The sequence below is a fragment of the Isoptericola sp. GX10416 genome, assembly GCF_056590155.1.
On record NZ_JBWPVO010000011.1, the window covers coordinates 26490 to 52841 of the forward strand.

Sequence of the window (26352 nt, forward strand, 5' to 3'; positions counted from 1 at the left end):
CTGCTCCCTGACGTGTCGTCCAGTGTTCACCTGTGGACCTCGCGACGTTCACCTGGGAGCCTGGGCCGGCTGCGAGAGTTGCTCAGCACAAGAATTCCGGGAGGACACCCATGCGAGAGATCTTCGACGCCGAGCTGCAGCAGATCGGTGAGGGACTGGTGGAGATGAGCCGGCTGGTCGAGTCCGCGATCACGCGGGCCGGCTCGGCGCTGCTCGACGGCGAGCACCAGCTCGCGCAGGACGTCATCGCCGCCGATCACGAGATCGACCGGCTCGAGAAGGAGCTGGACGAGCGCTGCGTGCACCTGCTGGCGCAGCAGGCACCCGTCGCGACCGACCTGCGGGTCGTGATCAGCGCCCTGCGCATCAGCGCCACGCTGGAGCGGATGGGCGACCTGGCCCAGCACGTCGCGGAGGTGGCGCGCGGCCGGTACCCGGCGCCCGCCGTGCCGGACGGCGCGCGCGAGACGTTCGTCAGCATGAACGAGGCCGCGATCCTCGTGGCCCGCCGCACGACCGAGCTGCTGGCGACCCGCGACGTCGCGCTGGCCGCAGAGGTGGAGCAGGGCGACGACACCCTCGACCAGCTCCACCAGGACACGTTCGCGGCCACGCTGTCCCCGGACTGGACGGGCACCGCGCAGGAGACGGTGGACGTCACCCTGCTGGGCCGCTACTACGAGCGGTTCGGCGACCACGGCGTCTCCGTGGCACGACGCATCACGTTCCTCGTGACGGGCGACTTCGACGCGGAGCACTCCCGCGTCGCCGAGGCCTGAGCGGCGCACGCGGCGCTCCGGGTCTCGATGGACGACGACGGCGGCGCTCCCCGCGATGGGGGGCGCCGCCGTCGTGCACGACACGCCGGACGTGCCGGTGTGCCGGAGGGCTACTTGCCCTGGTTGGCCACGGCCGCGATGGCTTCCTTCGCGGCCTCCGGGTCCAGGTAGGTGCCACCCGGGTTGGTGGGCTTCAGCGTCTCCTCGTCGAGCTCGTAGAGCAGCGGGATCCCCGTCGGGACGTTCAGCCCCGCGATGGTCTCGTCGTCGACCCCGTCGAGGTGCTTGATGATCGCGCGCAGCGAGTTGCCGTGCGCGGCCACCAGGACGGTCTTGCCCGCCTGGAGGTCGGGCACGATCTCGCCGTCCCAGTAGGGCAGGGCCCGCTCCAGCACCTGCTTGAGCGCCTCGCTGCGCGGGATCGGCTCCCCCGCGTAACGGACGTCGGCGTCCTGGGAGAACTCCGAGCCGAGCTCGATCTCGGGCGGCGGAACGTCGTACGAACGACGCCAGAGCATGAACTGCTCCTCGCCGTACTGGTCGCGGACCTGCTTCTTGTCCTTGCCCTGCAGGTCGCCGTAGTGGCGCTCGTTCAGGCGCCAGCTGCGCTTGACGGGGATCCAGTGGAGATCCGCGGCGTCGAGCGCGAGGTTCGCGGTCGAGATCGCACGGCGCAGCAGCGAGGTGTGCAGCACGTCGGGCAGCACGTCGGCCTCCGTCAGGAGGGTGCCGCCGCGCTTCGCCTCCTCGATGCCCTTGTCCGACAGCGGGACGTCGACCCAGCCGGTGAAGAGGTTCTTGGCGTTCCACTCGCTCTCGCCGTGGCGGAGCAGCACGAGGGTGTAGGTCATGCCTCCATCCTGCCCTGACCGAGGGACCGGACGCACTTCCCGGCCGGATCGCGGACGTCTGGCGTCCGTCGTCTCGCCGTCGGCGAGCCGCCGTCAGGCGTCGGCGCGCTCGAGGACGAACACGGGGATCTCGCGATCCGTCTTCGTCTGGTACTCGGCGTAGTCAGGCCACGCCTCGACCGCGCGCTCCCACCAGGCCGCCCGCTCCTCGCCGGCGACCTCGCGGGCGACGTAGTCGTGCTTCTCCGTGCCGTCCTGCAGCTCGACCTGCGGGTTCGCCACGATGTTGTGGTACCAGACGGGGTGCTTCGGTGCACCGCCCATGGAGGCGACGACGGCGTAGGCGCCGTCGTGCTCGACGCGCATCAGCGGCGTCTTGCGCACCTTGCCGCTCCGGGCGCCAAGGGTCGTCAGGATGATGACCGGCTTGCCACGCAACGTGGTGCCCTCGGTGCCGCCCGAGGACTCGTACGTCGAGACCTGCTCGGCGGCCCAGGTGGACGGGCTGGGGACGTATTCTCCGGTGATAGGCATGTCCGCGCCAACGTCGTCGGACCGCCAGGTCATTCCCGGTGCGCTACCTCGCGCGGCGGACCTTGCCGGCCTGCTCGTACACGTCCAGCATCGCCGCGGCCGCGCGGTCCCAGGAGAAACGCTCGCTCGCGCGCCGGGCACCCGCCGCGAGCCGGACGAGCCGGGGCTCGTCGGCCAGCAGCCCGGTCAGCTCCCGCGCCCAGGTCCACGGGCTGTGGTCGCGCACCAGCACGCCCGAGACGTCGTCGACCACCACGGTCTGCAGCCCGCCCACGGCCGCGGCGACGACCGGCGTCCCGCAGGCCTGCGCCTCGGCCGCCACCAGGCCGAAGGACTCGTTGTGCGACGGCACGGCGACGACGTCGGCCGCCCGGTACCAGTCGGCGAGCTCGCTGCGCGGCACCGGCGGACGCACGTCCAGGTGCTCCCCGACCCCCGTCTGGTGGGCCAGGGCCTCGAGCTCGCGCACCGCCGTCGGACGACCGCTCGCACCACCCAGGACCACGAGCCGCGGGAGCAGCTGGTCCTCCGGCGCGCCCGCCGGGTCCGTGTGGTCCGCCATGACCCCCCACGCCCGCACGAGGACGTCCGGCCCCTTGAGCAGCTGTACCCGGCCCGCGAAGAGCACGACGGGCCGGTCGTCCGGCAGGCCGAGCCGCTCGCGGAGCGCGCGCCGAGACTCCGCCGTCGTCCCCGCGGGCGACGCCGGGGCGAACTCCTCCAGGTCGACGCCCGGGGCCACCACGTGGACCCGGTCCGGGTCCGCGTGGCAGTACCGCACGAGGTCGTCGGCCTCTTCGCGCGTCGACGCGACCAGCGCGTCCGAGGCCTCGACCACCTGCTCCTCGCCGATGATGCGGCCCTGCGGCTCCGGGACGTCCCCCGGGGCGAGCGCCGCGTTCTTCACGCGCGCCATCGTGTGCATGGTGTGCACCAGCGGGACGTCCCAGCGCTCGGCGGCCAGCCAGCCGACCTGCCCCGAGAGCCAGTAGTGCGCATGCACGACGTCGTACCAGTCGGCCGGGCGGTGCGCCTCGGCGCGCAGCACCCCGGCGGTGAACGCGCAGAGCTGGCCCGGCAGGTCGTTCTTGTCGAGGCCCTCGTACGGCCCGGCCGACACGTGCACGACCCGGATGCCCGGCTCGACCTCCACGACCTTCGGCTGGGCCGACGTCGTCGCGCGGGTGTAGATCTCCACCTCGGCCCCGCGCCCGGCGAGCGCCCGGGACAGCTCCAGGACGTAGACGTTCATCCCGCCCGCGTCGCCAGTGCCCGGCTGGTCCAGGGGCGAGGTGTGGACCGAGAGCATCGCGACCCGCGGGCCGGGCCGGGCGGGGGTCATCGCCCCACCACGACGCACGCCGGGGGTGTCGCCCACGGGACACGTGAGACGACCTCACCGGCACCCGAGCCGACGTCCAGCCGCACCGCGGCGAGCTCGCTCGACCCCTGCAGGGCCACGACCACGAGCTCCGCCCCGTCCGCGTCGAGCACCTCGTGGTGCCGGGGCCAGCCGCCGTCCCCCAGCGAGGTGTCGGCGAGGTGCGTGATCGTCGGTGCGGCGCCGTCCGCCACCTCGTGGACCGCGAGCACGTCCGGCCCACGCACACCCACGTGCAGCCGCGTGCCGTCCCCGCTCACGGTGACGTGCCCGCCGAAGTCCTCCCCGGCGACGGCGCCCGGCCTGACCGGCACGGCGCCCGCGTGCTCCCACCCCGCACCCGACGGGACCAGCACGTGCAGCTGCGCGTCGAGCTCGCCGACCACCACCAGTGCACCGCTCGGCAGGACGACGAGGTGCCGGGGACCGGTGCCGGCGGGAAGGCGTGCCGCGACGTCGTCGTCCACGGACGGGTCGTCGGCCGCGGGCGAGCGGCTCGGGCCGGCGTCGCCGGGGCCCGCGTCGACCGGGTACCGCCGGACCAGGTCCGCGCCGAGGTCGGTCACCAGCACGTGGTCGCCGACGACCGTGACCTGATGGGCGTGCGGGCCCTCCTGCCGATCCGTGACCGGCCCGGTCCCCTCACCGAGGTGCACCGCCCGGTGGTCCTCCGCCGGGGTGCCGTCGTCGGCCACCGCGACCGCCGCCGCGGCGCCGTCGCCGTAGTTCGCGACCCAGACGGTCCGCGGCGTCGCGGCCACGTGGCACGGGTCGTCGCCGCCCGAGGCGAGCGCGCCGAGCGGGGTGGCGCCCCCGTCGTCGGAGACGTGCAGCGCGGTCAGCCTCCCGGGCGCCGTCTCGGAGACGGCGTAGAGCGCCGGAGCGTGCGGGTGCAGAGCCAGGAAGGACGGCGCCGCCACCTCCGCGGCGAGCGTCGGGGTGCCGAAGGCCCCGGTGCCCGGGTCCACCTCGACCCGCCACACGCCCTCACCGGTGCCCGGCGTGCTGCCCGCGGGATAGGTGCCGATCCACAGGGTCCGGGAGCTCGAGGAGATCATGGGGCCAGCCTAGGCTCCGGACAGCACCGCGCCCCGGCGGGGCTGATCCGACCGGGGCGCAGGCTGGTTGTGGTGAGGGTCAGTGAGCGGCTTCGTAGGCCTCCAGGACGCGACCCGGGATGCGGCCGCGGTCGTTGACCGTGTGACCGTTCTCGCGCGCCCACTCGCGGATCTTCTGCAACTGCTCACGATCGGTGCGGCCACGGCGCGACGCCGTGGCGCGAGGGGTGGTCCTTGCCACCGTCTTGCGTCCGTGCCCGATCCACTGGGACAGGGACTCGCGGAGCTCGGCAGCATGCGCTGCAGAGAGGTCGATCTCGTACGACACACCGTCCAGCGCAAAGGTGACGGTCTCGTCACCCTCGCTCCCGTCGATGTCGTCGATCAGTACGACCTGTGTCTTCTGAACCACGCTGTCACCCTCCGGTGCCTCGAATTGACTGAGCGATTCGAGCATGCCCGAGCAGAGAATGAATTGTCAACTCACCACGACCGGTCAGGCGTTCTTGATTGCCTCGGCAGAACCATTCGCCGAATTCTTCTCCGCAGCCATCCGCGCCTCGGCATCATGGAGCTCGAGCGCCGCACGCTCGTTCCGGTCGGCCCGCATGATCTTCCGCATCACGAACCAGAAGAGCAGACCGACGCCCACGGAAGGGACCAGCCCGGCAAGCACCGCCCAGAAGGTATCCATGTCTCGATCCTCTCAGTGCGTCGGCTTGACGAGCGGGAACAGAATGGTCTCGCGGATGCCGGCGCCGGTGAGTGCCATGAGCAACCTGTCGATGCCCATCCCCATTCCACCGGCCGGCGGCATCGCAAACTCCATCGCCGTCAGGAAGTCGTCGTCGAGACGCATGGCCTCGTCGTCGCCGGCCGCAGCCAGCAGCGCCTGGGCCTCGAACCGCTGGCGCTGGATCACGGGGTCCACGAGCTCGGAGTAGGCCGTGGCGAGCTCGAAACCGCGCACATAGAGGTCCCACTTCTCGACCTGGCCCGGGACGCTGCGGTGGTCGCGCGTGAGCGGGGAGGTCTCGACCGGAAAGTCCCGGACAAAGGTCGGTGCGTGCAGGTGGTCGCCCACGTGGTGCTCCCACAGCTCTTCGACGAGCTTTCCGTGACTGGCCTTCTTCGGGTCGATCGAGATCTCGACCTTCTCGGCGAGCGCCATCAGATGCTCCACCGACGTCTGCGGCGTGATCTCCTCTCCCACGGCCGCCGAGAGGGAGTCGTACATCTTGATGTCGGCCCACTCGCCGCCCAGGTCGTACTCCTCGCCGTCGGCCAGGGTGACCAGGGTGGTACCGAGGACGTCCTCGGCAGCCCGCTGCACAAGATTCTTGGTGAGATCCGCCATCGTGTCGTAGTCACCGTACGACTCGTAGGCCTCGACCATCGCGAACTCGGGCGAGTGGGAGGAGTCCGCGCCCTCGTTGCGGAAGTTGCGATTGATCTCGAAGACGCGCTCGACACCACCGACGACGGCCTTCTTGAGGAACAGCTCCGGCGCGATCCGCAGGAACAGATCCATGTCGTAGGCGTTCATGTGCGTCTCGAAAGGCCGCGCAGAGGCGCCCGAGGCGACCGTCTGCAGCATCGGCGTCTCGACCTCGAGAAAGTCACGGCGGTGGAAGTTCTCGCGCAGCGAGCGCACGACGCCGGCACGCACCCGCACCATGTCGCGTGCGGCCGGGCGCGCGATGAGGTCCACGTACCGCTGGCGGACCCGTGCCTCCTCCGAGAGCTCCTTGTGCAGGACCGGCAGCGGGCGCAGCGCCTTCGCCGCCATTCGCCAGGAGTCGGCGAAGATGCTCAGCTCACCCCGGCGGGAAGCCCCGACGCGTCCGTGGACGAACAGGTGGTCGCCGAGGTCGACGTCGGCCTTGAACGCGGCCAGCGACTCCTCCCCGACCACCTTCTGGCTGAGCATCGCCTGCAACCGGTTCCCCTCGCCGTCCTGCAGCGACACGAAGCAGAGCTTGCCGGTGTTGCGCAGGAAGACCACCCGGCCGGCGACGCCGACGAGGTCGTCAGTCTCGACGCCGGGCTCGAGGTGTCCGTACCCGTCGCGGACCGCGACGATCGTGGTCGTGATCGGGAGGCTGACGGGGTACGCCTCACCGCCCTCGGCGATGATGCGGTCACGCTTCTCGAGACGGACTCGCAGCTGCTCGGGGAGGTCGTCGGGCGCGGCGGAGGCGGGATTCTCGGGGGTCGTCACCGTTCGATTCTACGGGCCTGCCGAGGGGCCGTGGCCTCAGACCAGCGACACCCGGCGGTTCCAGGAGCGCACGCTCCAGACGACGCACACCAGGGCCACCACCAGCAGCGCCGGCAGGAACCCGATGGGCATGACGTCGGCGGGGGTGCCCGCCACCATCTCGACGAACACAGCGAAGCGGACGATGCTCAGCCGGCCGTCGTCGACCCCGATCGCCAGCGGCACGAGGGCGAACGAGGCGAAGGTGGCGACCTGTGTGACCAGGTACACACCCACCCAGACCACGACCGGGCCTCCCACGCCCAGCCGGTTCAGCGGTGCTTGGCTCCCGATCGATGCAGCGAAGAAGTACTGCACCGGCCAGATCAGGACGAGCGAGACGACCGCGACCACGATGGCGACGACGCCCCAGGCGGGCGCCATCTCGACCAGTCGCGCCCAGCCCTCGCGCAGCGGCCTGAACAGGTCGCCCCGCCCCGTCCCGTCGCCGGTGCCGACCAGGGGCGACACGGCGAGCGCGATGCCGAGGCTGAGGGCGATCCCGGCGAGGGAGACCAGCCACGCCCAGACCGTCTTGGCCCAGTAGATCGAGGATCCTCGCACCGGCAACGTCTGGGTCAGGTATCCCCGGCGGCCGTAGCTGGACTGCCAGTAGGCCACGGCCAGCACGATCTGGGCCGCGGGGACGACGGCGAAGACCGCTCCCACCGTGAGCATCGTGCCGACCGGGGCGAGCACCGGCCAGCCGGTCGCGGCGAACAGGGCACCGACGGCGGCCACGAGGACCGCGGCACCGCCCACGACCCCGAGCATCGCGCGGGTCAGGACCAGTTCGTGCCTCAGGAGCGTGATCATGAGCGGTACACCTTTCGGAAGATCTGGTCGAGGCTCGCGCCGTGCTCGGCGCGCAGGTCGTCGACCGCACCGGTGAGGGCCACGCGGCCGTGGCGCATCATCACCACCGAGTCCAGCGCGGTCTCGAGGTCGTGCACCAGGTGGGTGGCGACGAGCAGCAACGACCCGGGTTCGAGGTTGCGGAGGATGCCGTCGAGGATCCCGTCGCGCGCGGCCGGGTCGACGCCGGAGATCGGCTCGTCGAGCAGGAACACGCGCGCCCGGCGTGCCATCGCGAGGGAGATCTGCACCTTCTCGCGCATGCCCTTGGACATCTCCTTGAGCCGCATCGACTCGTCCAGCCCGAAGGTGGAGATCAGGTCGCGTGCCCTGCCCTCGTCGAAGTCTCCGAAGAAGTCGCCGAACAGGTCCAGGCAGTAGCGCACCCGGACCTGATCGGGCAGGGAGCTCGTGTCCGGCAGGTAGGACACGATCGCCTTCGACTCGGGGCCGGGAGCGTGCCCGCCGACCCGGACGTCGCCGGTGTAGTCGGCGTACACACCGGCGAGGGTCTTCAGCAGCGTCGACTTGCCGCAGCCGTTCTCTCCCAGGAGACCGACGATCTGCCCGGCGGGGAGGTCCAGGTCCAGGCCGTCCAGGGCGGTGCGGGACCCGTATCGGACGGTCAGGTCGCGGACGCTGACCAGCCCACGCTCAGGCGTCATCGTGCTCTCCCCGGGCGACAGTGCGGATGTGGTCGTCATGGTTCCATCTCTCCTCGATCAGCTGCCGGGCCCGGGTCCGGGACATGCCCAGCCCTCGCGCCCGGTGGACGTAGTCGTCCGCGGCACCGACCGCGAGCCGAGCCCGGACCTCGTCGATGACCTGCTCGTCGGACGTGACGAACCGGCCCGCGGTGCGCTCGGAGCGGCACAGCCCGCGGCGTTCCATCTCGGCCAGCGCCCGCTGGACGGTGTTCGGGTTGACGCCGAGCTCGGACGCCAGCTCGCGGACGCCGGAGATCCGGCCGCCCGCCGGCCAGGCCCGCGTGACGATGCGCCGCGAGAACTCGGCGACGAGCTGCTCCCAGATGGGCGAGCTGGTGTCGAACTCCATGCGGCCCTCCTGTCCTACTGTATTAAGTCATTAGTACAATAGCACGGCCGGATCGTCATACCCTGGGGGGTATTGAGGTATGCTCGGTCGTACCGACGAGAAGGGCAGACCATGTGTAGAGCAGTGACCTGCAAGAACTGCGGCAAGACGACGTGGGCCGGTTGCGGGCAGCACGTCGACGAGGTCATGCGGGCTGTCCCGCGGGCCGACCGGTGCGAAGGCCACGCGCAGGAGCCTGCTCCGCGCTCCGTCCTCGCGCGCCTGTTCAGGCGGTGACCGCCCGCGGCGCGCACGCCGCGGCCCGAGGAGAGGAAGAGACATGGAGCTCGACAAGGACGAGATGAAGAAGGTCTCGAACCGGCTCAAGCGCGCGCAGGGGCAGCTCTCCGCTGTGGTGCGCATGGTCGACGAGGGCAGCGACTGCGCCGATGTGGTGACACAGCTCTCGGCCGTCTCCAAGGCGTTGGACCGCGCAGGGTTCGCGATCATCGCCTCAGGCCTGAAGCAGTGCCTCGCCGACGAGGAGAACGGCGCGGCGGACGTCGACCGGCTCGAGAAGCTCTTCCTCAGCCTGGCGTAGCCGCGCCGACGGAGCCCGGCCGATCACGTTGCCCGGGATCCTGCGGGGTGTGGGACTCGGCGGGTGCGCCGTCGGGATCCTGCTGCACCAGGTCTGTCCGGACGTCTCGCCGCACCGGACCGGGTCATGCTCCCGGCCTGGCCCGGCAGCCCTTGTGTCATTGGATACCCCCAGCACGAACCTCAAGGAGTGACTCCCCATGCTGCTCGAACGGATCTACGACGAGGACCTCGCCCAGGCGAGCTACTTCATCGGCTGCCAGGCCGAGGGCGAGGCCGTGGTCGTCGACGCCCGGCGTGACGTCGCCGAGTACCTCGACCTCGCCCAGCGGCACGGCATGCGCATCGTGGCCGTCACCGAGACCCACATCCACGCCGACTACCTCTCCGGGACGCGCGAGCTCGCCGCGACCACCGGCGCCGACATCTACGTCTCCGGCGAGGGTGGGCGGGACTGGCAGTACGGGTTCGAGGCGAACCGCCTGCACCACGGCGACACGATCTCGATCGGCAACATCACCATCGAGGCTCGCCACACGCCCGGGCACACGCCCGAGCACCTGGCCATGCTGGTGACCGACGGCGCCTTCAGCGACTCGCCCGGCTACGCCCTCACCGGCGACTTCGTGTTCGCCGGCGACCTCGGACGCCCCGACCTGCTCGACGAGGCCGCGGGCGGCGTCGACACACGCTTCGAGGGCGCGCGCCGGCTCTTCGCGAGCCTGCGGGACGAGTTCCTCACCCTCGCCGACCACATCCAGGTCTTCCCCGCCCACGGCGCCGGGAGCGCTTGCGGCAAGGCGCTCGGCGCCCTGCCGTCCACCACGGTCGGCTACGAGCGCCTCAACGCCTGGTGGACTCCCTACCTGCGCGACGACGACGAGCAGGGCTTCATCGACGAGCTGCTCGACGGGCAGCCCGACGCCCACGCCTACTTCGCGCGGATGAAGCGCGAGAACAGGGACGGACCGCGGCTGCTCGGCCCGCTGTCGCCGGTCGACCGGGCGGACCAGGCCGACCTCGCGCGCCGGCTCGAGGCGGACGAGGTGATCTTCGTCGACACCCGCGACCAGCACGCCGTGCACGCCGGCACGGTCGACCGGAGCCTCCACGTCCCCGGGCTCGCCAAGGCGGCCAGCTACGGCGCCTGGGTCTACGACCCCGAGAGGGAGACCCGTCCGCTGGTGCTGCTCGCCCCGGACCAGGAGTTCGCCGAGGCGATGCGTGACCACCTGATCCGCGTCGGCATCGACACGGTGGTCGGCTTCACGTCCGACCTCGACGGGCTCCCCCTGACCACGCCCGCCGTCGTCCCGCCGTCCGGGCTCGACGCCGTCGACGCCGCGATGCTGCTCGACGTGCGCAACAGGACCGAGCACGACGACGGCCACATCCCCGGCTCGGAGCACCTCAGCGGCGGCCGCGTGCTCTGGCACCTGGACGAGCTGCCCGACGGCGGCACGATCGTGACGTACTGCCAGTCCGGTGTGCGCAACGCCGTGATCGCCAGCGCGCTGCGTCGCGCCGGCTACGACGCCGTCGAGCTCGAGGGCAGCTACGCGGGCTGGGCCGACCGGCAGCAGTCCCGGCCCGTCACCGCGCCGGCGTGACCGGCGCCGGACCCGTCGTCCCGCGAGCCACCTGAGCGACGACCATGGACATCTCGACGGTGCTCGTCCTCCTGCTGGCGGTGGTGGTGGGCCTCTCCCTCGGCCTGCTCGGCGGGGGAGGCTCCATCCTCACCGTCCCGCTGCTCACCTACGTGGCCGGGTTCCCGCCCAAGGAGGCGATCGCCGCGTCGCTCCTGGTGGTGGGCGTCACCTCCGTCGCGAGCATGCTCGCCCACGCGCGGCGTGGCAACGTCCGGTGGCGGACCGGCCTGATCTTCGGCGCGGCCGGGATGGCCGGCGCCTTCGTCGGCGGTCTCGTCGGCGGGCAGGTGCCGGGCACGATCCTCATGATCGCCTTCGCCGTCATGATGATCGCGACGGCGGCCGCCATGCTGCGCGGGCGCCGCACGAGGCCCGCTCCGTCGCGCGACGCCGGGGGCCGGCCGTGGCTGCGTATCGTCGTGGACGGCCTGGTCGTCGGCCTGGTCACCGGCCTGGTCGGCGCGGGCGGCGGGTTCCTCGTGGTCCCGGCGCTCGCGCTGCTCGCCGGGCTGCCGATGGCCGTCGCGGCGGGGACGTCCCTGCTGGTCATCGCGATGAAGTCGTTCGCGGGGCTGGCGGGCTACCTCACCACGGTGTCCCTCGACCTGGGCATCGTCGCGGGCGTGACGGCGGCAGCGGTCGTGGGCTCGCTGATCGGCGCCCGACTCACCTCCCGGGTGCCCGAGGCGGCGTTGCGCCGAGGATTCGGCTACTTCGTCCTCGCCATGGGGGTCGTGGTGCTGGGCCAGGAGCTTCCCGGTGCGGCCGCCCTGGTCGTCGTGACGGTCGCCGTCCTGGCCGCAGCGGCCGCGATCATGTGCCGCCTCGTGCGCAACCGGTGCCCCTGGTCCGCGCAGCCCGGGCTCGGCTGATCGCCAGGTCCGGCGGCCGGTACCGTGGCGCCGTGAGCACGCCCGAGAGCCTCCCCGACCACTCCCCCGCTGCCGTCGTCCCCGGCCTCGACACCGACTGGGTCGCGCGCACGGTCGAGACCGCCCTCGACGAGGACCTGGGCCCCGCACCCGGCCGGGACGTCACCACCCAGGCCACCGTGCCGACGTCGGCCACCGGTACCGCCGAGCTGGTCGCCCGCGAGGAGGGCACCGTCGCCGGTCTGGTGGTGGTCGCCGAGACCCTCCGGCAGACCGCCGGGCGTCTCGGCCTCCCCGTGCCCGAGGTGACGTTCCACGTCCACGACGGCACCGCCGTCGTCCCCGGCCAGGTGCTGGCCACGCTGACCGGGCGCACGCAGGTGCTGCTCGTCGCGGAACGGACCCTGCTCAACCTCGCCTCGCGGGCGTCGGGGGTGGCGAGCGCGGCGGCCGCCTTCGCCCGCGAGCTCGCCGGGACCGGGGCCCAGGTGCTCGACACGCGCAAGACCACGCCCGGCCTGCGGGCGCTGGACAAGTACGCCGTGCGGGCGGGCGGCGGGACGAACAAGCGCATGGGGCTCTACGACGTCGCGATGGTGAAGGACAACCACGTGATCGCCGCCGGCGGCGTGGCCGCCGCGATCCGAGCGGTGCGCGACACCTTCCCCGACGTGCTCGTCCAGGTGGAGGCCGACACGACCGCGCAGGCCATGGAGGCCCTCGACGCGGGCGCCGACTTCCTGCTCCTGGACAACATGCCCACCGCGATGCTCGCCGCGACCGTCGCCGCGGTCCGCGAGCGCGAGGGGCACGACGGCGTGGCGCAGCGCGTCGAGCTGGAGGCGACAGGCAACCTCACGCTCGACCGGGCACGCGAGGTGGCGTCGACCGGGGTGGACTATCTCTCGGTCGGGGCGCTGACGCACTCCGCGCCCATCCTCGACCTCGGGCTGGACCTGCGGGGGTAGGTACTACCTCGGGGCGGTACTACCTCGCGAGGAGGGTGCCGTCGGTGTCGAGCGAGACGGTGACCCGCCGCTCCCACGCCGGGTCACGGTCCGGGAAGTCCGTGCGGAAGTGCCCGCCACGGCTCTCCGTGCGCACCCACGCCGCGCGCACCAGCGCCCGCGCGACCTGGTGGACGTTGGTGGTCTCCCACTCCGCGGCCTGCGGCGCCGCGACGACGTCCGCCTCCCGGTGGGCCGACGTCGTCACCCCGGCCAGCGCGGCGTCCGCACGTTCCAGCGACGCGGCCGAACGGACCGGCCCGGCGCCGTCGGACGCCGCCCGCTGCACCCGCGAGCGGGCCGCGGCGGCGACGAGGGCCGCGTCGCCCGGACGCTCGGCGGCCTCCGGCGCGTCACGCAGCTCACCCGCCTCGTACCGCTGCACGACGTCCGCGGCGGCCCGTTGCGCGAACACGAGCCCCTCCAGCAGCGAGTTGGACGCCAGCCGGTTGGCCCCGTGCACGCCGGTGCACGCCACCTCGCCGACCGCGTAGAGTCCCGGGACCGACGTCCGGCCCCGCAGGTCCGTGACGACACCGCCGGAGTGGTAGTGCTGGGCGGGAGCCACGGGCACGGGCTCCTCGGTCCAGTCGATGCCGGCCTCGAGCAGACGAGCCGTGATGCCGGGGAACCGGCGGCGCAGGAAGTCAGCCCCCAGCGCGCGGGCGTCCAGCAGCACGTGGTCGGCGCAGGTCGCCGCCATCTGCCGCACGATCGCGTGCGCGACCACGTCGCGGGGAGCCAGCTCCGCCATCGGGTGCGCGTCGGGCATGAACCGCTGCCCCGCGACGTCGAGCAGCAGCGCCCCCTCGCCGCGGACGGCCTCGCTGATGAGCGGCAGCTGCCCGCGCGCCCCCGCGCCGAGCCACAGCACCGTGGGATGGAACTGGACGAACTCCAGGTCGCCGAGCTCGGCGCCGGCCCGTAGCGCCGCCGCGATGCCGTCCGCCGTCGCGCCGGGCGGGTTCGTCGAGGACCGGAACACCTGGCCCACTCCCCCGGTCGCGAGCACGACCGTCGGCGCGAGGACCGCCCCGACGCCGTCACGCGACCCCGCGCCCCGCACGTGCAGGGTCACGCCGGCCACCGGCCCCGGACCGTCCGACGACGGCGCACCGGTCAGGACGTCCAGCACCAGCGCGTTCTCTATCACCTCGATGCCGGGGTCGTGCTGGACGGCCTCGATCTGCGCCACCAGCGCCCGGGAGATCTCCGCCCCCGTGGCGTCACCTCCGGCGTGCGCGATCCGGTCCGCCCGGTGACCGCCCTCACGGGTGAGCGCGATGCCGCCGTCGGCCGCCAGGTCGAACGTCGCACCGCGTCCCACCAGCTCACGGACGCGGTCCGGGCCCTCCGTGACGAGCACCTCCACGGCCGCTGGATCGCTCAGCCCACCGCCTGCCACGAGGGTGTCGTGCAGGTGTGCCGCAGCGGTGTCGTCGGGGTGCAGCACGGCGGCGATCCCGCCCTGCGCCCACACCGTCGACCCCGAGGACAGCTCGGCCTTGGTGACGAGCAGCACCCGGGGCACGCGGGTGCGCAGCTCGAGCGCGGCGGTGAGCCCCGCGATCCCCGACCCGACCACGACGGCGTCGGCGCGCGTCGTCCAGCCCGGCGCGGGAGCGGCGAGGGAGCGGGCGAGCCGGGCGGGCCTCACCGCGCCGCGACGGGGATGCCGGAGCTGACCAGCCCGAAGCCGTCCGGCACCTGGCCCGGGTCGTCGTCGACCTGGACGATCCGGTTCTCGCCGTCGACGAACACGACGTGCGGCAGGAAGCTCCGCGCGTCGGCGTCGGAGAGCATCCCGTAGGCGATGATGATCACGGTGTCGCCGGGGTGCACCAGGTGCGCGGCGGCGCCGTTGATGCTGATCTGTCCGGAGCCGGCCTCGCCGGGGATGACGTAGGTGGTCAGCCGCGCGCCGTTGTCCACGTCCACGACGTCGACCTGCTGGCCGGCGATCAGGTCCGCCGCCTCGAGCAGGTCGGTGTCGACAGTGATCGATCCCACATAGTGCAGGTCCGCCTGGGTGACCGTGGCGCGGTGGATCTTGCCGATCATCATCGGGCGTTGCAGCGAGGCCGGCCGGCGCGCGGGCGCGCCCGGTGCGGGGGCCTGCGAGCCCACGGACGAAGCAGTCTGGTCAGTCACGAGATGCCTCCTGGCCTGGGGTTTCGCTGCCGTCGGAAGGCGCGACGACGTCCACGGCCTGGTTGTCGATCAGTCGGGTGGTCCCCACGCGTGCCGCGACGAGCAGGAGCGCGGGTCCGGTGTGCTCGGCGGGAACCTCCTCCACGGTATCCGGGTCGACGAGCGCGAGGTAGTCCACCACAACGCTCGCGGCCTCGTTGAGGATTCCCGAGGCCGTCGCCCGGACCGCCGCGGCGCCCCCGCCGGCGGCCGCCTGCTGCGCCCCTGCCCGCAGCGCGCGGGACAGCGCCAGCGCGGAGCGGCGCTCGGCGTCGGACAGGTAGGCGTTGCGCGAGGAGAGCGCGAGACCGTCCTCGTCGCGCCGCGTGGCCACGCCGACGATCTCGACGTCCAGGTCCAGGTCGCGCACCATGCGGCGCACGGCCAGGAGCTGCTGGGCGTCCTTCTGACCGAAGAGCGCGACGTCCGGGCGGGTGACGTGCAGCAGCTTGAGCACCACCGTCAGCACCCCGTCGAGGTGCCCCGGCCGGAACGCGCCCTCCAGCACCTCGCCGATCCGGCCCGCGCTGACGCGCACGACCGGGTCGCCGTCGGGGTAGACGACGTCGGGCGTCGGCGCGTAGACGACGTCGGCCCCCGCGCCGGCGAGCAGCGCGACGTCCCGCTCGAGGTCGCGGGGATAGCTGTCCAGGTCCTCGCCGGCCCCGAACTGCAGCGGGTTGACGAAGATCGTCACCAGCACCTGGCCACCCGGCCCCGCCTCGGAGCGGGCCCGGCGCACCAGGTCGAGGTGACCCTCGTGCAGAGCACCCATCGTCATGACGACCGCGCGCCGGTCGGTGGCCTCGGGCGCGGTGAGCGCCCAGGTGGCCATGGCGTCCTGCAGCCGGGACCGGGTCTCGACGACCACGGGGAGCCGGTGCCCGCCGGACCCGTCGTGCGACGACGTCTCGTCGTCGGCGCCGTGCGCATCGTGGGCCGGCGTGCTCATTCCTGCTCCTTGCGTGGTTCGTCGAGGACGTCGAGCAGCGCGCGGGCCGCGGCGTCGTCGATCCGGTGGCTCGCCAGCGCGCGCCGCGTGGCGCCCCGGGCGAGCTCGGTGTAGCTGTCCGGGACGTCGGTCGCCCCGGTCCGTGCGGCGAGGTCGCCGAGGGCTTCGAGATGGGTCGACACCGTGCCTGCATCTCCGCGGGACACCGGTCCGGTGAGCGCCGAGACCGCGCCGGGGCCGACGCCGTCACGCACGTCAGCGGAGCGTGTCGCGCCGTCGAGCGCGGCGCCCAGCAGCGGGGCGAGCACCCGGCCAGGACGCTCTATCCCGGCGGCCTCCAGGGCCTGCGCCGCCTGCGCCACCAGGACCACCAGGTGGTTCGACCCGTGCGCGAGGGCCGCGTGGTAGAGCCCGCGATCCGCCTCGCCGACGACGACGGGCTCCCCGCCGACCTCCACGACCAGCGCCTGACCGATCGGCAGCACGGCACCCGGACCGGTGACGGCGAACGTGCAGCCGGTCAGGCGGGCGAGGTCGAGCGACGTCCCGGTGAACGTCATCGCCGGGTGGATCGCCAGCGGGATGGCGCCCGCACGCTGCGCCGGGGCGAGCACGCCGGTGCCGTAGCGGCCCGAGGTGTGCACCACGATCTGCCCGCCCTGCCAGGCGCCCACCTCCGCGAGGCCCGCGACCAGGTCGGCCAGCGCGTCGTCGGGCACCGCCAGCAGGACGAGCTCCGCCCGCTCGACGACCTCTGGGATCTCGAGGTTCTCCACGCCTGGCAGGAGGGTCTCGATGCGTTCGCGCGAGTCGTCCGAGACACCGCTCGCCCCGACCACGGCGTGCCCCACCGAGCGCAGGGCGCTGCCCAGCACCGCGCCCACGCGCCCCGCACCGATGACGCCCACGCCGAGGCGCCCCGGCCGTACGGCCCCCGCCGGGGTGCCCGACGGCGGTACGACGCTCACGCGTCGCCCTCGGGTCGCACCGGGGCGGGCCCGGGCGGCGGGCCGGCGTCCGGCTCCGGCCGGTCGTCGCCGCTGGCGGCAGCGACCGCGGCCACCGTCTCCATCCAGCGCTCCGGGGTCTGGTGCGCGCGTGCCGTGCGGGCGCGCACCGCCTGCTCCGCGATGAGCCGCGCCGCGTCCGGGGCGTCCAGGTGGTGCACGGCCGGGCTGATCGGGCCGGGCGTCGAGTGCACCGTGAACGAGGCCACGCCCCGCCGTCGCTGCCACGGCCCCTGCCCGAGGCCGAGCGACTGGGTGCGCTCGTGCGGCACCACCGCGAGCCGGCGCGTCAGGCGCCCGCCGCGCAGCAGCAGCGCCCGGTCGGTGACGACGAAGCCGTTGCGGCGCCACGTCAGAGGGTCGAGGATCCGCGCGCGGCGGGGGCTCGTGGTGAAGCTCGTGTCCGTGCGGGAGTCTCCGGTGAGGCCCTCGTCCACCAGCGCGGCCGGGTCCGGGGTGCCGAGCTCCGGCAGGACGAGCCACAGCGCGGTGAGCGCCTCCTCCCGCGGCCCGACGGGCAGCAGGACGCTCTGGGTGTCCGTGCCCTCGATGCCGTACCCCGCGACGTTGACCTTGATGCGCCACCAGTCCTTGCCACGCCACCAGATGCCCTGTGTGAGCTCGATGGCCTGCACCCGGCCCGGGGGGATCGTCTGCGCACGGGTCTCGAGCAGACCGTGCCGCAGGCGGATGCCGTCCGGGGACACCGCGGCACGGAAGCCGAACTCCCCCGCGAACCGGTTGAACAGGAACGTGGCCACACCCAGCAGGGCGGGCAGCATCGAGAACAAGATCCCGACGTTGCGCGTCACGGCCACGACGACGCCCACCGCGACGAGCGCGACGAGCGCGAGCCAGACCGCCGGGAGCCGGACCAGCGAGGCCACCAGCCGTCCCGGCGGCACCTCGTAGACCTGGTTCTCCGGGGCCTCGACCGGCGCGGCGAGCACCGCGGCCGGGGCGTCGTCGGTGTCGGGCGGCTGGTCCGCCGGGGCGTCGGGACCCGCCGGAGCCTCAGGAGCGGCGGCGTCGGGAGCCGCGCCGTCGGGAGCGTCAGCGTCGGGAGCCCCGACGTCCGCGACTGCCGATCCGGTCCCGTCGCCCGTCCCGACCGTCGCGGTCGCCGTGCCCCCGGCACCGGCTGCCGCAGCGGTCGCCGGCGCCGTCCCGCTGCGACGCGCCTTCACCCCGGCGGCCCGTGCGAGCAGGTCCGCACGCAGCGCCGTCGCCTCGTCGAGGCGCAGGAACCCGATCGCCACCGCGGAGTCGGTGCCGCCCGCGACCTCCAACGTCAGCTCGGCCAGGCCGAAGATGCGCGCCAGCAGCGGCTGGCGCACGTCCACCGCCTGCAGACGGTCCAGGCGGGCGTGGCGCTGCTGGCGGAACAGGATGCCCTTGCGCAGGTGCGCGGCGTCGTCGTCGACCGCGTAGCTGGTCATGCGCCACGCCAGCGCCGCGTACCCGAAGATCACGACGAGCAGCCCCAGCACACCCAGGGCGAACACCCACCACAACCGCGCCACGTCGTCGAGGATCTCGCCGTACGGGACACCGTCGAAGCTCTGCTGGGCGACGATGAAGAGCAGGGCGACGATGACCGCCCAGCCGCGGACGAACGGTGTGACCGGGTGGACCCGGCGCCACTCCTGGTCGCTCACAGGCCCGCCAGCCTCGCCTCGCCGCGGGCCGTGAGGCGGTCACGAAGGCGCTCGGCCTCGTCCGGAGCCAGGCCCGGGATCACCGCGTCCGTGCTCGCGGCCGCGGTGTGCAGCTGCACCTTGGCGATGCCGAGCTTGCGGTCGAGGGGACCCGCCTCGACGTCGACGAACTGCATGCGGCCGTAGGGGACGACGACGAGCTGGCGGAAGAGGATGCCCTTGCGGATCAGCAGGTCGTCGTCGCGCTCGGCGTACCCCATCGCCCGGACCTGCCGGGGAACGAGCAGCACCGCCCACAGCAGCAGCGCGGCCAGGACGCCGGCGGGGATCCACACCCACGGGGTCACCAGCACCGCCACGATCGCGCAGGCGATGATCGGGACGCCGAGCATGAGGGCGAGGACGACGAGCCGCGCCGTGATCAGTCGCGGCGAGAGACGGTCCCAGGTGACGCCGGCCGGATCGAACGGTCCCGCGGCGGCATCGGGCACGGTGGTGGCAGACGGCGAGACGGACGTCGCGCCGTCTGCGGAGGCCCCGGGCGGCACCGGCGAGGAATGGGGACTACTCATGGCTCCATCCTGGCACCGACCGCGGGAAGGAACAGCATCGGCTCCGGCTCGGACTGATCAACGCTCCTTGAAGTAGCGGAACAGGTGCTTCTCCCGGGTCGCCAGCACCCCGACCAGCGTGCCGATCAACGTCGCCGCCGCGCCGGCACCGGCGGTCATCCCGGCTGTCGCCCACGTCTCGAGAAACGGTCCCGGGCTGCCGAGCAGGGCCGCGACGCCGGTTGCCGCAGCCGTCACGGAGAGCGCTGCGGCAAGCCAGCACCCGGCCTCCAGGAGAAGCTGCCAGGACAGCAGACGCTTCGGCACCCTGGCGTGCAAGGCCGAGGCAAGCTCTAGCCGCCGAGCGCGGACCGCGACACAGCCCAGGACGAGCCCCACGACGGCGGCCGCGGCGGGAGCGGTCGCCGTGGGACGCGAGTCGACCGACCCGGTCAGGTCGTAGGTGCTCCCTCGCTGGGAATTGAGCTGCCCGAGGCGAAGGTCGTCCGCGCCCGGAGACATCGCGGAGTAGAGCAGTCCGGCGGCGTCCTCGTCCGCCGGCCAGGCTTCGGCCCAGCACCGCTCGAACGTCCCCGATGCCGGGACCGCGACGACGGCGGCGTAGGCCAGCACTCGGTCGCGACCGTCGTCCGGCCAGCTGTACACGCCGGCGATGCGCACGCGCCCGTCGGTGGTGACGAGATCGTCCCCGGCTGACGCGCCGAGGGCGGCGGCAAGGTCGTCCGCCAACCAGATGCCTCCCGTCGCGCCTGTCACCACCTGGGTCGGACGCGCCGTCGACGTCAGCAGCTCAAGAACTCCCGGGGTGACCTCCCACACCGTCAGGTCCGAGCTCGGCATGTTCGCCGCACGGATGGGCGTGCCCGGCCGCAGGGCACCTGCTCCGGCCAGCCGCGACACGCCGCTCAGTCCCTGGCACCGTGTTCCGTCCACGACCTGTTCACGCTCGGACGCCAGGGTCAGCACGGCCGCTCCGGCGGACCGGAAGGCGTCGGCGTCCTGCCAGACCCGCACGAGCACCCGGGCATCGGCCACAGCCAGGCCGCCGACGAGGACGACGAACGCCAGCGCCCACCAGAGTGCTCGCGTGGTCCCGGTCACCAGGTTCCGCGCCGCCTCACCGGCTACTGAACGAGCCTTCATGCTCATGCCGACGCACGGACGGCGGGCGAGAACTCTGCCAGGTCGATCACGCGGGTACAGGCATCGCGGGTGGCCGGATCGTGTGTCGCGACGAGCACGGCCGTGTCGTCCTGCACCAGCTGTGCCAACACTCGGTTGACCGTCGCCGAGGTGGCCAGGTCGAGCTGTGCGGTCGGCTCGTCGACCAGGAGCAGGTCCGGTGCCGTGGCTACGGCGCGAGCGAGCATGAGCCGCTGCGCCTCGCCGCCCGAGAGCGCCCGGAACGGGCGTTCAGCGCTGTCCGACACACCGAACTTCGCGAGGATCCGCCGTGCTTCCGGCTCAGCAGTGTGCCGGGACCGACCCCGGGCCAGCAGCGGCAGCACGACGTGGTCCAGTGCGCTGCGCCGGGCCGATCCGTGCGGGTTCTGGAAGACCCAGCCGGTGTGCACGAGACCCTCCCGGACGACCTGACCGCGGGAGGGCACGAGCCATCCTGCCAGGATCGCCATCAGCGTCGACTTTCCCGATCCGGACGGCCCGACGAGAGCCACGAGCTCTCCCGCACGCAGCTCCATGTCGACGTCTTCGAAGAGCAGCCCGTCCGGAGGAAAGCGGTGTGCGAGCCCGGTCGCGCGCAGCGCGGGCATCAACAGCCCACCCCGTCCGGCTGCACCCGGACCGACCGCAGTCGTTCCGCGTCGACGAGACGCACCATCGTCTGCCCCAGAGACGACGCCACCACCTCCACGCGCAGCGCCTCGCCGTCGTCGGTCTGGACACAGCCCTGCCCGTCTCCGGTCGAGACGATCGCCGACGGCGGCACCACCGCCACGTCGACTTCCTGCGCGAGGGCGATCTCCATCGTCAACCGGTCCGTCCCCTCGTCCTGGCTCTGCTGGAACTGCTCACTGCCCTCGACCGCGGCCAGGAACCGGGTGTCACGCACGACGCCGTCGCCGTCGATCTCCGCGACCGAGCCGTCGAACCGCACCACCCAACCCTCCCCGGGCGGCTCGACCACCGTCAGCTCGGTCAAGCCCCCGGAGACCGTCGCGACCTCGCCCTCGGTGACCCGGTCGCCCACCCGGACGAGGCACTCGGAGACCACCACGTCGGAGCCCGGCAGCCACAGGACAGAGGCCGCGACCAGCACACCGCCAGGTCGGCCGTCCCCGGCATCGTCCTGGACTGCGCGCACCGCGGCCTGCGTCGCTGCCCCGTAGTAGCCTCCCGGCTCCAGGTCGTGCCCCAGCCGGGCAAGCTCCTCCTGCAGTGCGAGAACGTCAGGCCCCCGGGAACCCGACTGCAGGTCGCGCCACAGCGGCACGTCGGTGGCCAGGGCGACGACGGGCCGGTCGTCGATGACGAGGGGGACGTCACCGGACTCGACGCTCTCACCCTCTTCGCAGGCCGACGCCGTCACCCGTCCGGTGTCGGCGACCGTCAACGACTCCGGTGCTCTCACGGTGGCCAGCACCGAGACCTGCCGGGCGCCGTCGTAGGTCTCGGACGTCACCGCTACGGCGCCCTCGTCTGCGAACGTCTCGGCCGAAGCTCCCTCGACGGGACCGGGTAGCAGGAGCAGTGCCGCTGTCACGCCGCCAGCGGCCAGTGCCACGACCACCAGCAGCACCGCGGAGAGTGCGACCCGTACGCCCCCACGCCCGTTCACTCGCCGCCGACCTCAACCTGACTGTCGGCCGACATCTCGCTTGCGGCATCGGGCGTGAGGCCATGTGTCCCGAACGGATCGTGGAGACAGACCAACGCCTCCGGGGTGGTCGGTTGCATCTCGGCGGCCTTGATCTGCCGGTCCAGCTCGTCCCCCGGCACGCCGGCAAGCTCCGTCGCCCCGGACTCGTCCAAGCAGCGGCGCATCGCCTCACCCTGAGCGAGCCCTTCGGGATTCTCTCGCATACCGAGATAGATCGCCTCGACAGGTCCTGTTGTGCTGTCCATGCATTCGGTCACCAGCTCGAGTGTTCGGGAACCGTCGTCGTCCCCAGCGATATCCGCCGTCTCGAGTCTTCCACCCTGATCCGGGTCCAAATCGTGCTCGACTCCATGCCCGGAAAGACAGTCCGACAAGTGCTGGCGGAGTTCACCGTACTCGGCTTCGCTGACGTTGTAGTCCGCGAGAATCTGGCGGTGATCTTCGGTCACATGCTCACTTTCATCGACCAAGACCTGATCGATCTGAGCCCGCCACAGCTCCGGAGTCGCGTCGGCTGTCTCCTCAGGCGCTGCGCATCCCGCCAGAACGAACACGGCCAACGTCACGACCGAGGCAGCCCTCGTGGCAATCCGTTGCATCAGTAGGTGTACCAAGCGGAGTTTGCGGCTCCGGCCTTGGCCCGCACTCCGCGGACGATGCCAGACGAGGCCAGGACGGCCACCGTCGCGCGAATGAGTGCGCGCATAGTGTGCTCCCCCATGGTTGTGGAGCGCTCCCATCGTTGTGGAGCGCTCCGATGCCCGAAAGGTAGTGATATGTCACTGCGGAGGTCAAGTCAGGTGTGGGCCTGCAGGCAAGGGTGCCGTGCCGCCCTCAGGACGTGATCGCCTCTGCCTCGCCGTCGTCGCCCTCGGGCGGCGGGACCTCGCAGAACTTCTCCACGACCAGGCCCACCACGCTCAGCACCACGGCCGCGAGGGCCGCGACGCCGGAGACGACCGCCTGGTCGCGCCGGGCCTCGACCTCCAGCTGCGGCAGCACGACCAGCACGTGCGCGACGTAGCGGCCCGTGAGCAGCGCCCCGGTGTAGGAGGCGGCCTTGGCCATCGCGAAGGTCCGCGCGGCACGCAGACCGGGAAGGTCCGGCCGGTCGCCGCGCAGGTAGGCCCGCACCGACCAGCCGGCCCCGAAGATCAGCCCGGCCAGCAGGAGGATCGCGAAGATCTCGATCCACGCGGCGCCCGGCAGGTAGACCCGCCGCGACTCCAGCAGGCGCAGCAGCAGCGCGCCGACGACGGCGACGACCGCCGCGACGGCGGCCAGGGTGCGCACGCGGGTGCGACGCACGTCAGGAGCGCCCGGGTTCGCCGTCCGGCGCGGGCGGGATCGGGGCGTGCTGGTGCGGCGCCGGGATGAACGCCTGCTCGTCCTGCGCGGGGTACGACGGGGCGGGCGGGTGCACACCGGCTGGTGGGACCGACGGCGGGGCCGCCGAGCGGTGCGGGTCGGCGTAGACCGGCTGCGGCCGGGTGCCCTGGACGGACGGCGGCTCCGGCGCGTACTCGGGCTGCGGCGCATAGCCGGGCTCGGCCGCGTACTCGGGCTGCGGCACGTAGCCCGGCTCCGCCGCGTAGTCCGAGTGCTGCTCGTACGGCCGCTCCGGCGCGTACTCCGGCTGCGGATCGACGTAGACCGGCTGAGACTCCGGTGCGTACGGGGCCGGCTCCTGCGCGGCCGGGACGAACGCGGGTGGCTCCTGCCGCTCCGGCACCTCCTGCGGCTCATACGCCCAGCCTGCCGGGCCGGCGTCCGTCGGCAGCGGCTCGGCCGATGCCTGCCCCGGCTGCTCAGCATGTGCCTGAGGACCCGGTTGCCCCGTCGGCCCTGCGGTCGGCGGGTCGTCGTGCCGCGGCACCGGGACGGACGGAGGCATCTGACCGGGTGCGGGCTGGACAGGCTGGGGCACGGCCGGGTCGCCCTGCGCCGGCGTGTAGGGCCCGCCCGCGGGCTGGGGCGAGCGACCGTCCCGGACGGGCAGCGGGTCAGGCTGCTCGGCCGGCTCCGGCTCGGGCTGAGGCTCTGGCTCGGCCTGGGCCGCCGCCTGCGGCTGAGCGGCGACCGCGCCCGTCGTCGCGGGCTCGGTCAGCCAGTCCAGCGCCAGCCAGCGGATCCCGGGCCGGTCCGGGGCGGTCGCCGCGAGCTGTGCCACGGGGCCGCCACCGAGCCCGCCGAGGACGGCGTCCGGGTCGACCTCGGCCCACGGCACCAGCACGAACGCCCGCTCGCGCGCCCGGGGGTGCGGCAGCTCGAGGTCCTCGGCGCTCGCGACGAGGTCGTCGTACTGCACCAGGTCGATGTCCAGGGTGCGCGGTCCCCACCGCTCGTCGCGGACACGGCCGTGCATCAGCTCGACCTCCTGGCACGCGCCCAGCACGTCGCGCGGCGGCAGCGTGGTCCGCACGATCAGCACCGCGTTGAGGAAGTCGGGCTGATCGGGTCCGACGGCGGCGGTCCGGGCCAGCGGAGAGACCTCCATGACCTGCAGGCCCGGGATCCGGTCGATGTCGGTGACGGCGGCGCGCAGCGTCCCCTGCGGGTCGCCGAGGTTGGACCCGAGGGCGAGGACCGCCTCGACGGGACCGGTGGGCACGGCGTCCAACGGATCGGACGGCGCGGCCGGCTCGGGCTCCGGCGCGGCCTCGGGCTCGGCCACCGACGCCGGGGCGGCTTGCCCCGGGGCGGGCGCGAACTGCGTGGGCACCGCGGAGATCATCGTCTCGCCGACGTCCGGGACGTCGGCAGGGTGCTCCGTGGAGTGCTCCGTAGGGTGCTCGGCGGCCGGCTCGGGCGCGGCCGGCTCCGGTGTCGACGGCACCGGGACCGGCGGCACCGGGGCGGGCTCGTGGGCCACGGCCGCCGGCTCCTGCGTCGCGAAGGCGGTGACCGCGGGCATCCGCGCGCGGTCGCGACGCACCACGACCTCGACGTCGTCGAACGGCACACTGATAGGCGCCTGCGGCTTGTGCACGCGGACGTCCACGGCCTGGACGGCGCCACGTTCGAGCACCACCGCGGCGATCCGCTCGGCGACGGTCTCGACCAGGTCGGCGGGCGATCCGGCGAGCACGTCGTGCACGTCCTCGGCGACCTCCGCATAGCTCACCGTCGCGGACAGGTCGTCCGAGCTCGCCGCGGCCTGGGTGTCCAGGTGCAGCACGACGTCGGCGCGGAACGTCTGGCCCTCGGCACGCTCCTCGGGGAGCACGCCGTGGTGCCCGGTCGCGGTCACGCCCGACAGCCGGATCTGGTCGAGGGGCTGCCCGTCCGGGCCGGGTACGGCATCGGCAAACGTCACGGGGTGGCCTCCGTCTCGTGGCCCGGTGTCGCGACGGCGTCGCGCTCCGGGAAGGTCTTCTCCTGGGGGGTGCGCGCCGCATCCCAGGCGGCTGCCACGCGCACGGCGTCCACGCTCGCACGCGCGGCATGCACGCGCACGCACCACGCCCCGGCGTGTGCGGCCAGCGCCGAGATCGCGGCGGTCGCGTCGTCCCGGGCCAGCGGGGGCGCCGGGTCGCCCGCGGCGGTCGCGAGCAGGTGCCCGAGGAACCGCTTGCGCGACGCCCCGACCAGCACGGGCCGGCCGAGCGCCTGCAGCGCGTCGAGGCGTGCCAGCAGCGGCCAGTTCAGGGTGCCCGCCTTCGCGAAACCGAGCCCCGGGTCGAGGACGACCTGCTCGGGCGCCACTCCGGCGTCGTGCAGGGCGGCGAGGCGCGCGCCGAGCTCGGAGCGCACGTCCGCGACGACGTCGTCGTACACCTCGAGGTCGTCCATGACGTCGGCGTGGCCGCGCCAGTGCATCGCGACGTAGGCCGCCCCGGTCGCCGCGACGGCGTCCGCCATCGCGGGATCGGCGAGCCCGCCGGAGACGTCGTTGACGATCCTGGCGCCCGCGGCCACCGCGCGCTCGGCGACCGCGGCGCGCGTCGTGTCGACGGAGACGACGGCTCCGGTCGCGGCGAGACGTCCGATGACGGGGATCACCCGCGCCAGCTCCTCGTCCTCGCTGACGCGCGCGGACCCGGGCCGGGTCGACTCTCCGCCCACGTCCAGGATGTCCGCGCCCTCGGCGAGCAGGTCGAGGCCGTGCTGCACGCCCGCGTCCGGCTCGAACCACTCCCCGCCGTCGGAGAACGAGTCGGGGGTGATGTTGACGACCCCCATGACGAGGCAGCGTCCGGCCCCCGTCAGCTCGGGGAGCCCGGCGACCACGGCGTCGCGTCCAGCCATGC

The 26352-nt window shown here is 73.1% G+C and carries 28 protein-coding genes; 5 read left to right on the forward strand and 23 right to left on the reverse strand.

Annotated elements, in window-relative coordinates; all coding sequences use genetic code 11:
• Positions 1–110 precede the first annotated feature (110 nt).
• Positions 111–779: a phosphate signaling complex protein PhoU gene (phoU, locus tag ACWAT2_RS14990; RefSeq protein ID WP_402374179.1), complete on the forward strand. Its 669-nt coding sequence runs from the start codon at positions 111–113 to the stop codon at positions 777–779.
• A 110-nt stretch (positions 780–889) separates the two neighbouring features.
• On the opposite strand, the gene ACWAT2_RS14995 is transcribed toward phoU, so the two are convergent.
• From ACWAT2_RS14995 to ACWAT2_RS15040, 10 genes are all read right to left on the reverse strand, one after another.
• On the reverse strand, positions 890–1630 hold the full coding sequence (locus ACWAT2_RS14995; RefSeq protein WP_402374177.1) for a phosphoglyceromutase: 741 nt from the start codon (positions 1628–1630) through the stop codon (positions 890–892).
• 93 nt (positions 1631–1723) lie between these two features.
• The gene (locus ACWAT2_RS15000) at positions 1724–2164 is read right to left on the reverse strand and encodes a nitroreductase family deazaflavin-dependent oxidoreductase (RefSeq protein WP_402374175.1); all 441 of its coding nucleotides are present in this window, start codon (positions 2162–2164) and stop codon (positions 1724–1726) included.
• A gap of 43 nt (positions 2165–2207) precedes the next feature.
• Positions 2208–3506: a D-inositol-3-phosphate glycosyltransferase gene (gene mshA / locus ACWAT2_RS15005; RefSeq protein ID WP_402374173.1), complete on the reverse strand. Its 1299-nt coding sequence runs from the start codon at positions 3504–3506 to the stop codon at positions 2208–2210.
• Complete coding sequence (locus ACWAT2_RS15010; protein WP_402374171.1) at positions 3503–4603, reverse strand: lactonase family protein; 1101 nt, start codon at positions 4601–4603, stop codon at positions 3503–3505. Before ACWAT2_RS15010 ends, mshA begins: the two co-directional genes overlap by 4 nt.
• Positions 4604–4682: 79 nt before the next feature.
• A complete protein-coding gene (locus ACWAT2_RS15015; protein ID WP_402374169.1) occupies positions 4683–5015 on the reverse strand; it encodes a histone-like nucleoid-structuring protein Lsr2 in 333 nt (110 codons plus the stop codon).
• Positions 5016–5099: 84 nt separating this feature from the next.
• Complete coding sequence (locus tag ACWAT2_RS15020; protein WP_402374167.1) at positions 5100–5297, reverse strand: hypothetical protein; 198 nt, start codon at positions 5295–5297, stop codon at positions 5100–5102.
• A gap of 12 nt (positions 5298–5309) precedes the next feature.
• On the reverse strand, positions 5310–6824 hold the full coding sequence (gene lysS, locus ACWAT2_RS15025; protein WP_402374165.1) for a lysine--tRNA ligase: 1515 nt from the start codon (positions 6822–6824) through the stop codon (positions 5310–5312).
• Between the two features lie 36 nt (positions 6825–6860).
• The gene (locus ACWAT2_RS15030; RefSeq protein ID WP_402374163.1) at positions 6861–7679 is read right to left on the reverse strand and encodes a hypothetical protein; all 819 of its coding nucleotides are present in this window, start codon (positions 7677–7679) and stop codon (positions 6861–6863) included.
• Positions 7676–8422: an ABC transporter ATP-binding protein gene (locus ACWAT2_RS15035; RefSeq protein ID WP_402374161.1), complete on the reverse strand. Its 747-nt coding sequence runs from the start codon at positions 8420–8422 to the stop codon at positions 7676–7678. The genes ACWAT2_RS15030 and ACWAT2_RS15035 overlap by 4 nt, the downstream gene beginning before the upstream one ends.
• A complete protein-coding gene (locus ACWAT2_RS15040; protein WP_402374159.1) occupies positions 8373–8774 on the reverse strand; it encodes a GntR family transcriptional regulator in 402 nt (133 codons plus the stop codon). Before ACWAT2_RS15040 ends, ACWAT2_RS15035 begins: the two co-directional genes overlap by 50 nt.
• Before the next feature lie 319 nt (positions 8775–9093).
• Between ACWAT2_RS15040 and ACWAT2_RS15045 the strand changes: the two genes are divergently transcribed.
• The 4 genes from ACWAT2_RS15045 to nadC all read left to right on the forward strand — a co-directional run bounded on the left by ACWAT2_RS15045 (position 9094) and on the right by nadC (position 12845).
• Positions 9094–9354, forward strand: coding sequence for a metal-sensitive transcriptional regulator (locus tag ACWAT2_RS15045; protein ID WP_402374157.1), 261 nt, complete (start codon positions 9094–9096; stop codon positions 9352–9354).
• Between the two features lie 199 nt (positions 9355–9553).
• A complete protein-coding gene (locus tag ACWAT2_RS15050; protein ID WP_402374155.1) occupies positions 9554–10963 on the forward strand; it encodes a rhodanese-like domain-containing protein in 1410 nt (469 codons plus the stop codon).
• Between the two features lie 44 nt (positions 10964–11007).
• A complete protein-coding gene (locus tag ACWAT2_RS15055; RefSeq protein ID WP_402374153.1) occupies positions 11008–11877 on the forward strand; it encodes a sulfite exporter TauE/SafE family protein in 870 nt (289 codons plus the stop codon).
• Positions 11878–11909: 32 nt separating this feature from the next.
• Positions 11910–12845, forward strand: a complete 936-nt coding sequence (nadC, locus tag ACWAT2_RS15060) for a carboxylating nicotinate-nucleotide diphosphorylase (RefSeq protein ID WP_402374151.1) — start codon at positions 11910–11912, stop codon at positions 12843–12845.
• A 19-nt stretch (positions 12846–12864) separates the two neighbouring features.
• Here the strand turns inward: nadC and ACWAT2_RS15065 are convergent, their stop codons facing one another.
• The 13 genes from ACWAT2_RS15065 to folP form a co-directional block, all read right to left on the reverse strand.
• Entirely contained in the window at positions 12865–14541 is a 1677-nt protein-coding gene (locus ACWAT2_RS15065) for an L-aspartate oxidase (RefSeq protein ID WP_402374149.1), read from the reverse strand.
• Positions 14538–14948, reverse strand: coding sequence for an aspartate 1-decarboxylase (gene panD, locus ACWAT2_RS15070; protein ID WP_402374529.1), 411 nt, complete (start codon positions 14946–14948; stop codon positions 14538–14540). The genes ACWAT2_RS15065 and panD overlap by 4 nt, the downstream gene beginning before the upstream one ends.
• Positions 14949–15027: 79 nt before the next feature.
• Complete coding sequence (gene panC, locus ACWAT2_RS15075; protein WP_402374147.1) at positions 15028–16026, reverse strand: pantoate--beta-alanine ligase; 999 nt, start codon at positions 16024–16026, stop codon at positions 15028–15030.
• Positions 16023–16994, reverse strand: coding sequence for a Rossmann-like and DUF2520 domain-containing protein (locus tag ACWAT2_RS15080; protein ID WP_402374145.1), 972 nt, complete (start codon positions 16992–16994; stop codon positions 16023–16025). The genes panC and ACWAT2_RS15080 overlap by 4 nt, the downstream gene beginning before the upstream one ends.
• Positions 16991–18691 (reverse strand): PH domain-containing protein, encoded by a 1701-nt coding sequence (locus tag ACWAT2_RS15085; RefSeq protein ID WP_402374143.1) that lies wholly within the window; start codon positions 18689–18691, stop codon positions 16991–16993. The genes ACWAT2_RS15080 and ACWAT2_RS15085 overlap by 4 nt, the downstream gene beginning before the upstream one ends.
• Complete coding sequence (locus tag ACWAT2_RS15090; RefSeq protein ID WP_402374141.1) at positions 18688–19263, reverse strand: PH domain-containing protein; 576 nt, start codon at positions 19261–19263, stop codon at positions 18688–18690. Before ACWAT2_RS15090 ends, ACWAT2_RS15085 begins: the two co-directional genes overlap by 4 nt.
• A gap of 57 nt (positions 19264–19320) precedes the next feature.
• Positions 19321–20412, reverse strand: a complete 1092-nt coding sequence (locus ACWAT2_RS15095; RefSeq protein WP_402374139.1) for a hypothetical protein — start codon at positions 20410–20412, stop codon at positions 19321–19323.
• The gene (locus ACWAT2_RS15100) at positions 20409–21035 is read right to left on the reverse strand and encodes an ABC transporter ATP-binding protein (protein WP_402374137.1); all 627 of its coding nucleotides are present in this window, start codon (positions 21033–21035) and stop codon (positions 20409–20411) included. The genes ACWAT2_RS15095 and ACWAT2_RS15100 overlap by 4 nt, the downstream gene beginning before the upstream one ends.
• Complete coding sequence (locus ACWAT2_RS15105) at positions 21035–22060, reverse strand: peptidoglycan-binding domain-containing protein (RefSeq protein WP_402374135.1); 1026 nt, start codon at positions 22058–22060, stop codon at positions 21035–21037. The genes ACWAT2_RS15100 and ACWAT2_RS15105 overlap by 1 nt, the downstream gene beginning before the upstream one ends.
• The gene (locus tag ACWAT2_RS15110; RefSeq protein WP_402374133.1) at positions 22057–22668 is read right to left on the reverse strand and encodes a hypothetical protein; all 612 of its coding nucleotides are present in this window, start codon (positions 22666–22668) and stop codon (positions 22057–22059) included. The genes ACWAT2_RS15105 and ACWAT2_RS15110 overlap by 4 nt, the downstream gene beginning before the upstream one ends.
• A 268-nt stretch (positions 22669–22936) precedes the next feature.
• A complete protein-coding gene (locus ACWAT2_RS15115) occupies positions 22937–23410 on the reverse strand; it encodes a DUF3180 domain-containing protein (RefSeq protein WP_402374131.1) in 474 nt (157 codons plus the stop codon).
• A 1-nt stretch (position 23411) separates the two neighbouring features.
• Complete coding sequence (gene folK / locus ACWAT2_RS15120) at positions 23412–25418, reverse strand: 2-amino-4-hydroxy-6-hydroxymethyldihydropteridine diphosphokinase (protein WP_402374129.1); 2007 nt, start codon at positions 25416–25418, stop codon at positions 23412–23414.
• Positions 25415–26350: a dihydropteroate synthase gene (gene folP, locus ACWAT2_RS15125; protein WP_402374127.1), complete on the reverse strand. Its 936-nt coding sequence runs from the start codon at positions 26348–26350 to the stop codon at positions 25415–25417. The genes folK and folP overlap by 4 nt, the downstream gene beginning before the upstream one ends.
• Positions 26351–26352 lie beyond the last annotated feature (2 nt).

Coding starts and splice junctions, on each gene's coding strand:
- phoU (WP_402374179.1), top strand. CDS start 111: ATGCGAGAGATCTTCGACGCCGAGCTGCAGCAGATCGGTGAGGGACTG.
- ACWAT2_RS14995 (WP_402374177.1), bottom strand. CDS start 1,630: ATGACCTACACCCTCGTGCTGCTCCGCCACGGCGAGAGCGAGTGGAAC.
- ACWAT2_RS15000 (WP_402374175.1), bottom strand. CDS start 2,164: ATGCCTATCACCGGAGAATACGTCCCCAGCCCGTCCACCTGGGCCGCC.
- mshA (WP_402374173.1), bottom strand. CDS start 3,506: ATGACCCCCGCCCGGCCCGGCCCGCGGGTCGCGATGCTCTCGGTCCAC.
- ACWAT2_RS15010 (WP_402374171.1), bottom strand. CDS start 4,603: ATGATCTCCTCGAGCTCCCGGACCCTGTGGATCGGCACCTATCCCGCG.
- ACWAT2_RS15020 (WP_402374167.1), bottom strand. CDS start 5,297: ATGGATACCTTCTGGGCGGTGCTTGCCGGGCTGGTCCCTTCCGTGGGC.
- ACWAT2_RS15030 (WP_402374163.1), bottom strand. CDS start 7,679: ATGATCACGCTCCTGAGGCACGAACTGGTCCTGACCCGCGCGATGCTC.
- ACWAT2_RS15035 (WP_402374161.1), bottom strand. CDS start 8,422: ATGACGACCACATCCGCACTGTCGCCCGGGGAGAGCACGATGACGCCT.
- ACWAT2_RS15040 (WP_402374159.1), bottom strand. CDS start 8,774: ATGGAGTTCGACACCAGCTCGCCCATCTGGGAGCAGCTCGTCGCCGAG.
- ACWAT2_RS15045 (WP_402374157.1), top strand. CDS start 9,094: ATGGAGCTCGACAAGGACGAGATGAAGAAGGTCTCGAACCGGCTCAAG.
- ACWAT2_RS15050 (WP_402374155.1), top strand. CDS start 9,554: ATGCTGCTCGAACGGATCTACGACGAGGACCTCGCCCAGGCGAGCTAC.
- ACWAT2_RS15055 (WP_402374153.1), top strand. CDS start 11,008: ATGGACATCTCGACGGTGCTCGTCCTCCTGCTGGCGGTGGTGGTGGGC.
- panD (WP_402374529.1), bottom strand. CDS start 14,948: ATGATGATCGGCAAGATCCACCGCGCCACGGTCACCCAGGCGGACCTG.
- panC (WP_402374147.1), bottom strand. CDS start 16,026: ATGAGCACGCCGGCCCACGATGCGCACGGCGCCGACGACGAGACGTCG.
- ACWAT2_RS15090 (WP_402374141.1), bottom strand. CDS start 19,263: ATGAGTAGTCCCCATTCCTCGCCGGTGCCGCCCGGGGCCTCCGCAGAC.
- ACWAT2_RS15095 (WP_402374139.1), bottom strand. CDS start 20,412: ATGAGCATGAAGGCTCGTTCAGTAGCCGGTGAGGCGGCGCGGAACCTG.
- ACWAT2_RS15100 (WP_402374137.1), bottom strand. CDS start 21,035: ATGCCCGCGCTGCGCGCGACCGGGCTCGCACACCGCTTTCCTCCGGAC.
- folP (WP_402374127.1), bottom strand. CDS start 26,350: ATGGCTGGACGCGACGCCGTGGTCGCCGGGCTCCCCGAGCTGACGGGG.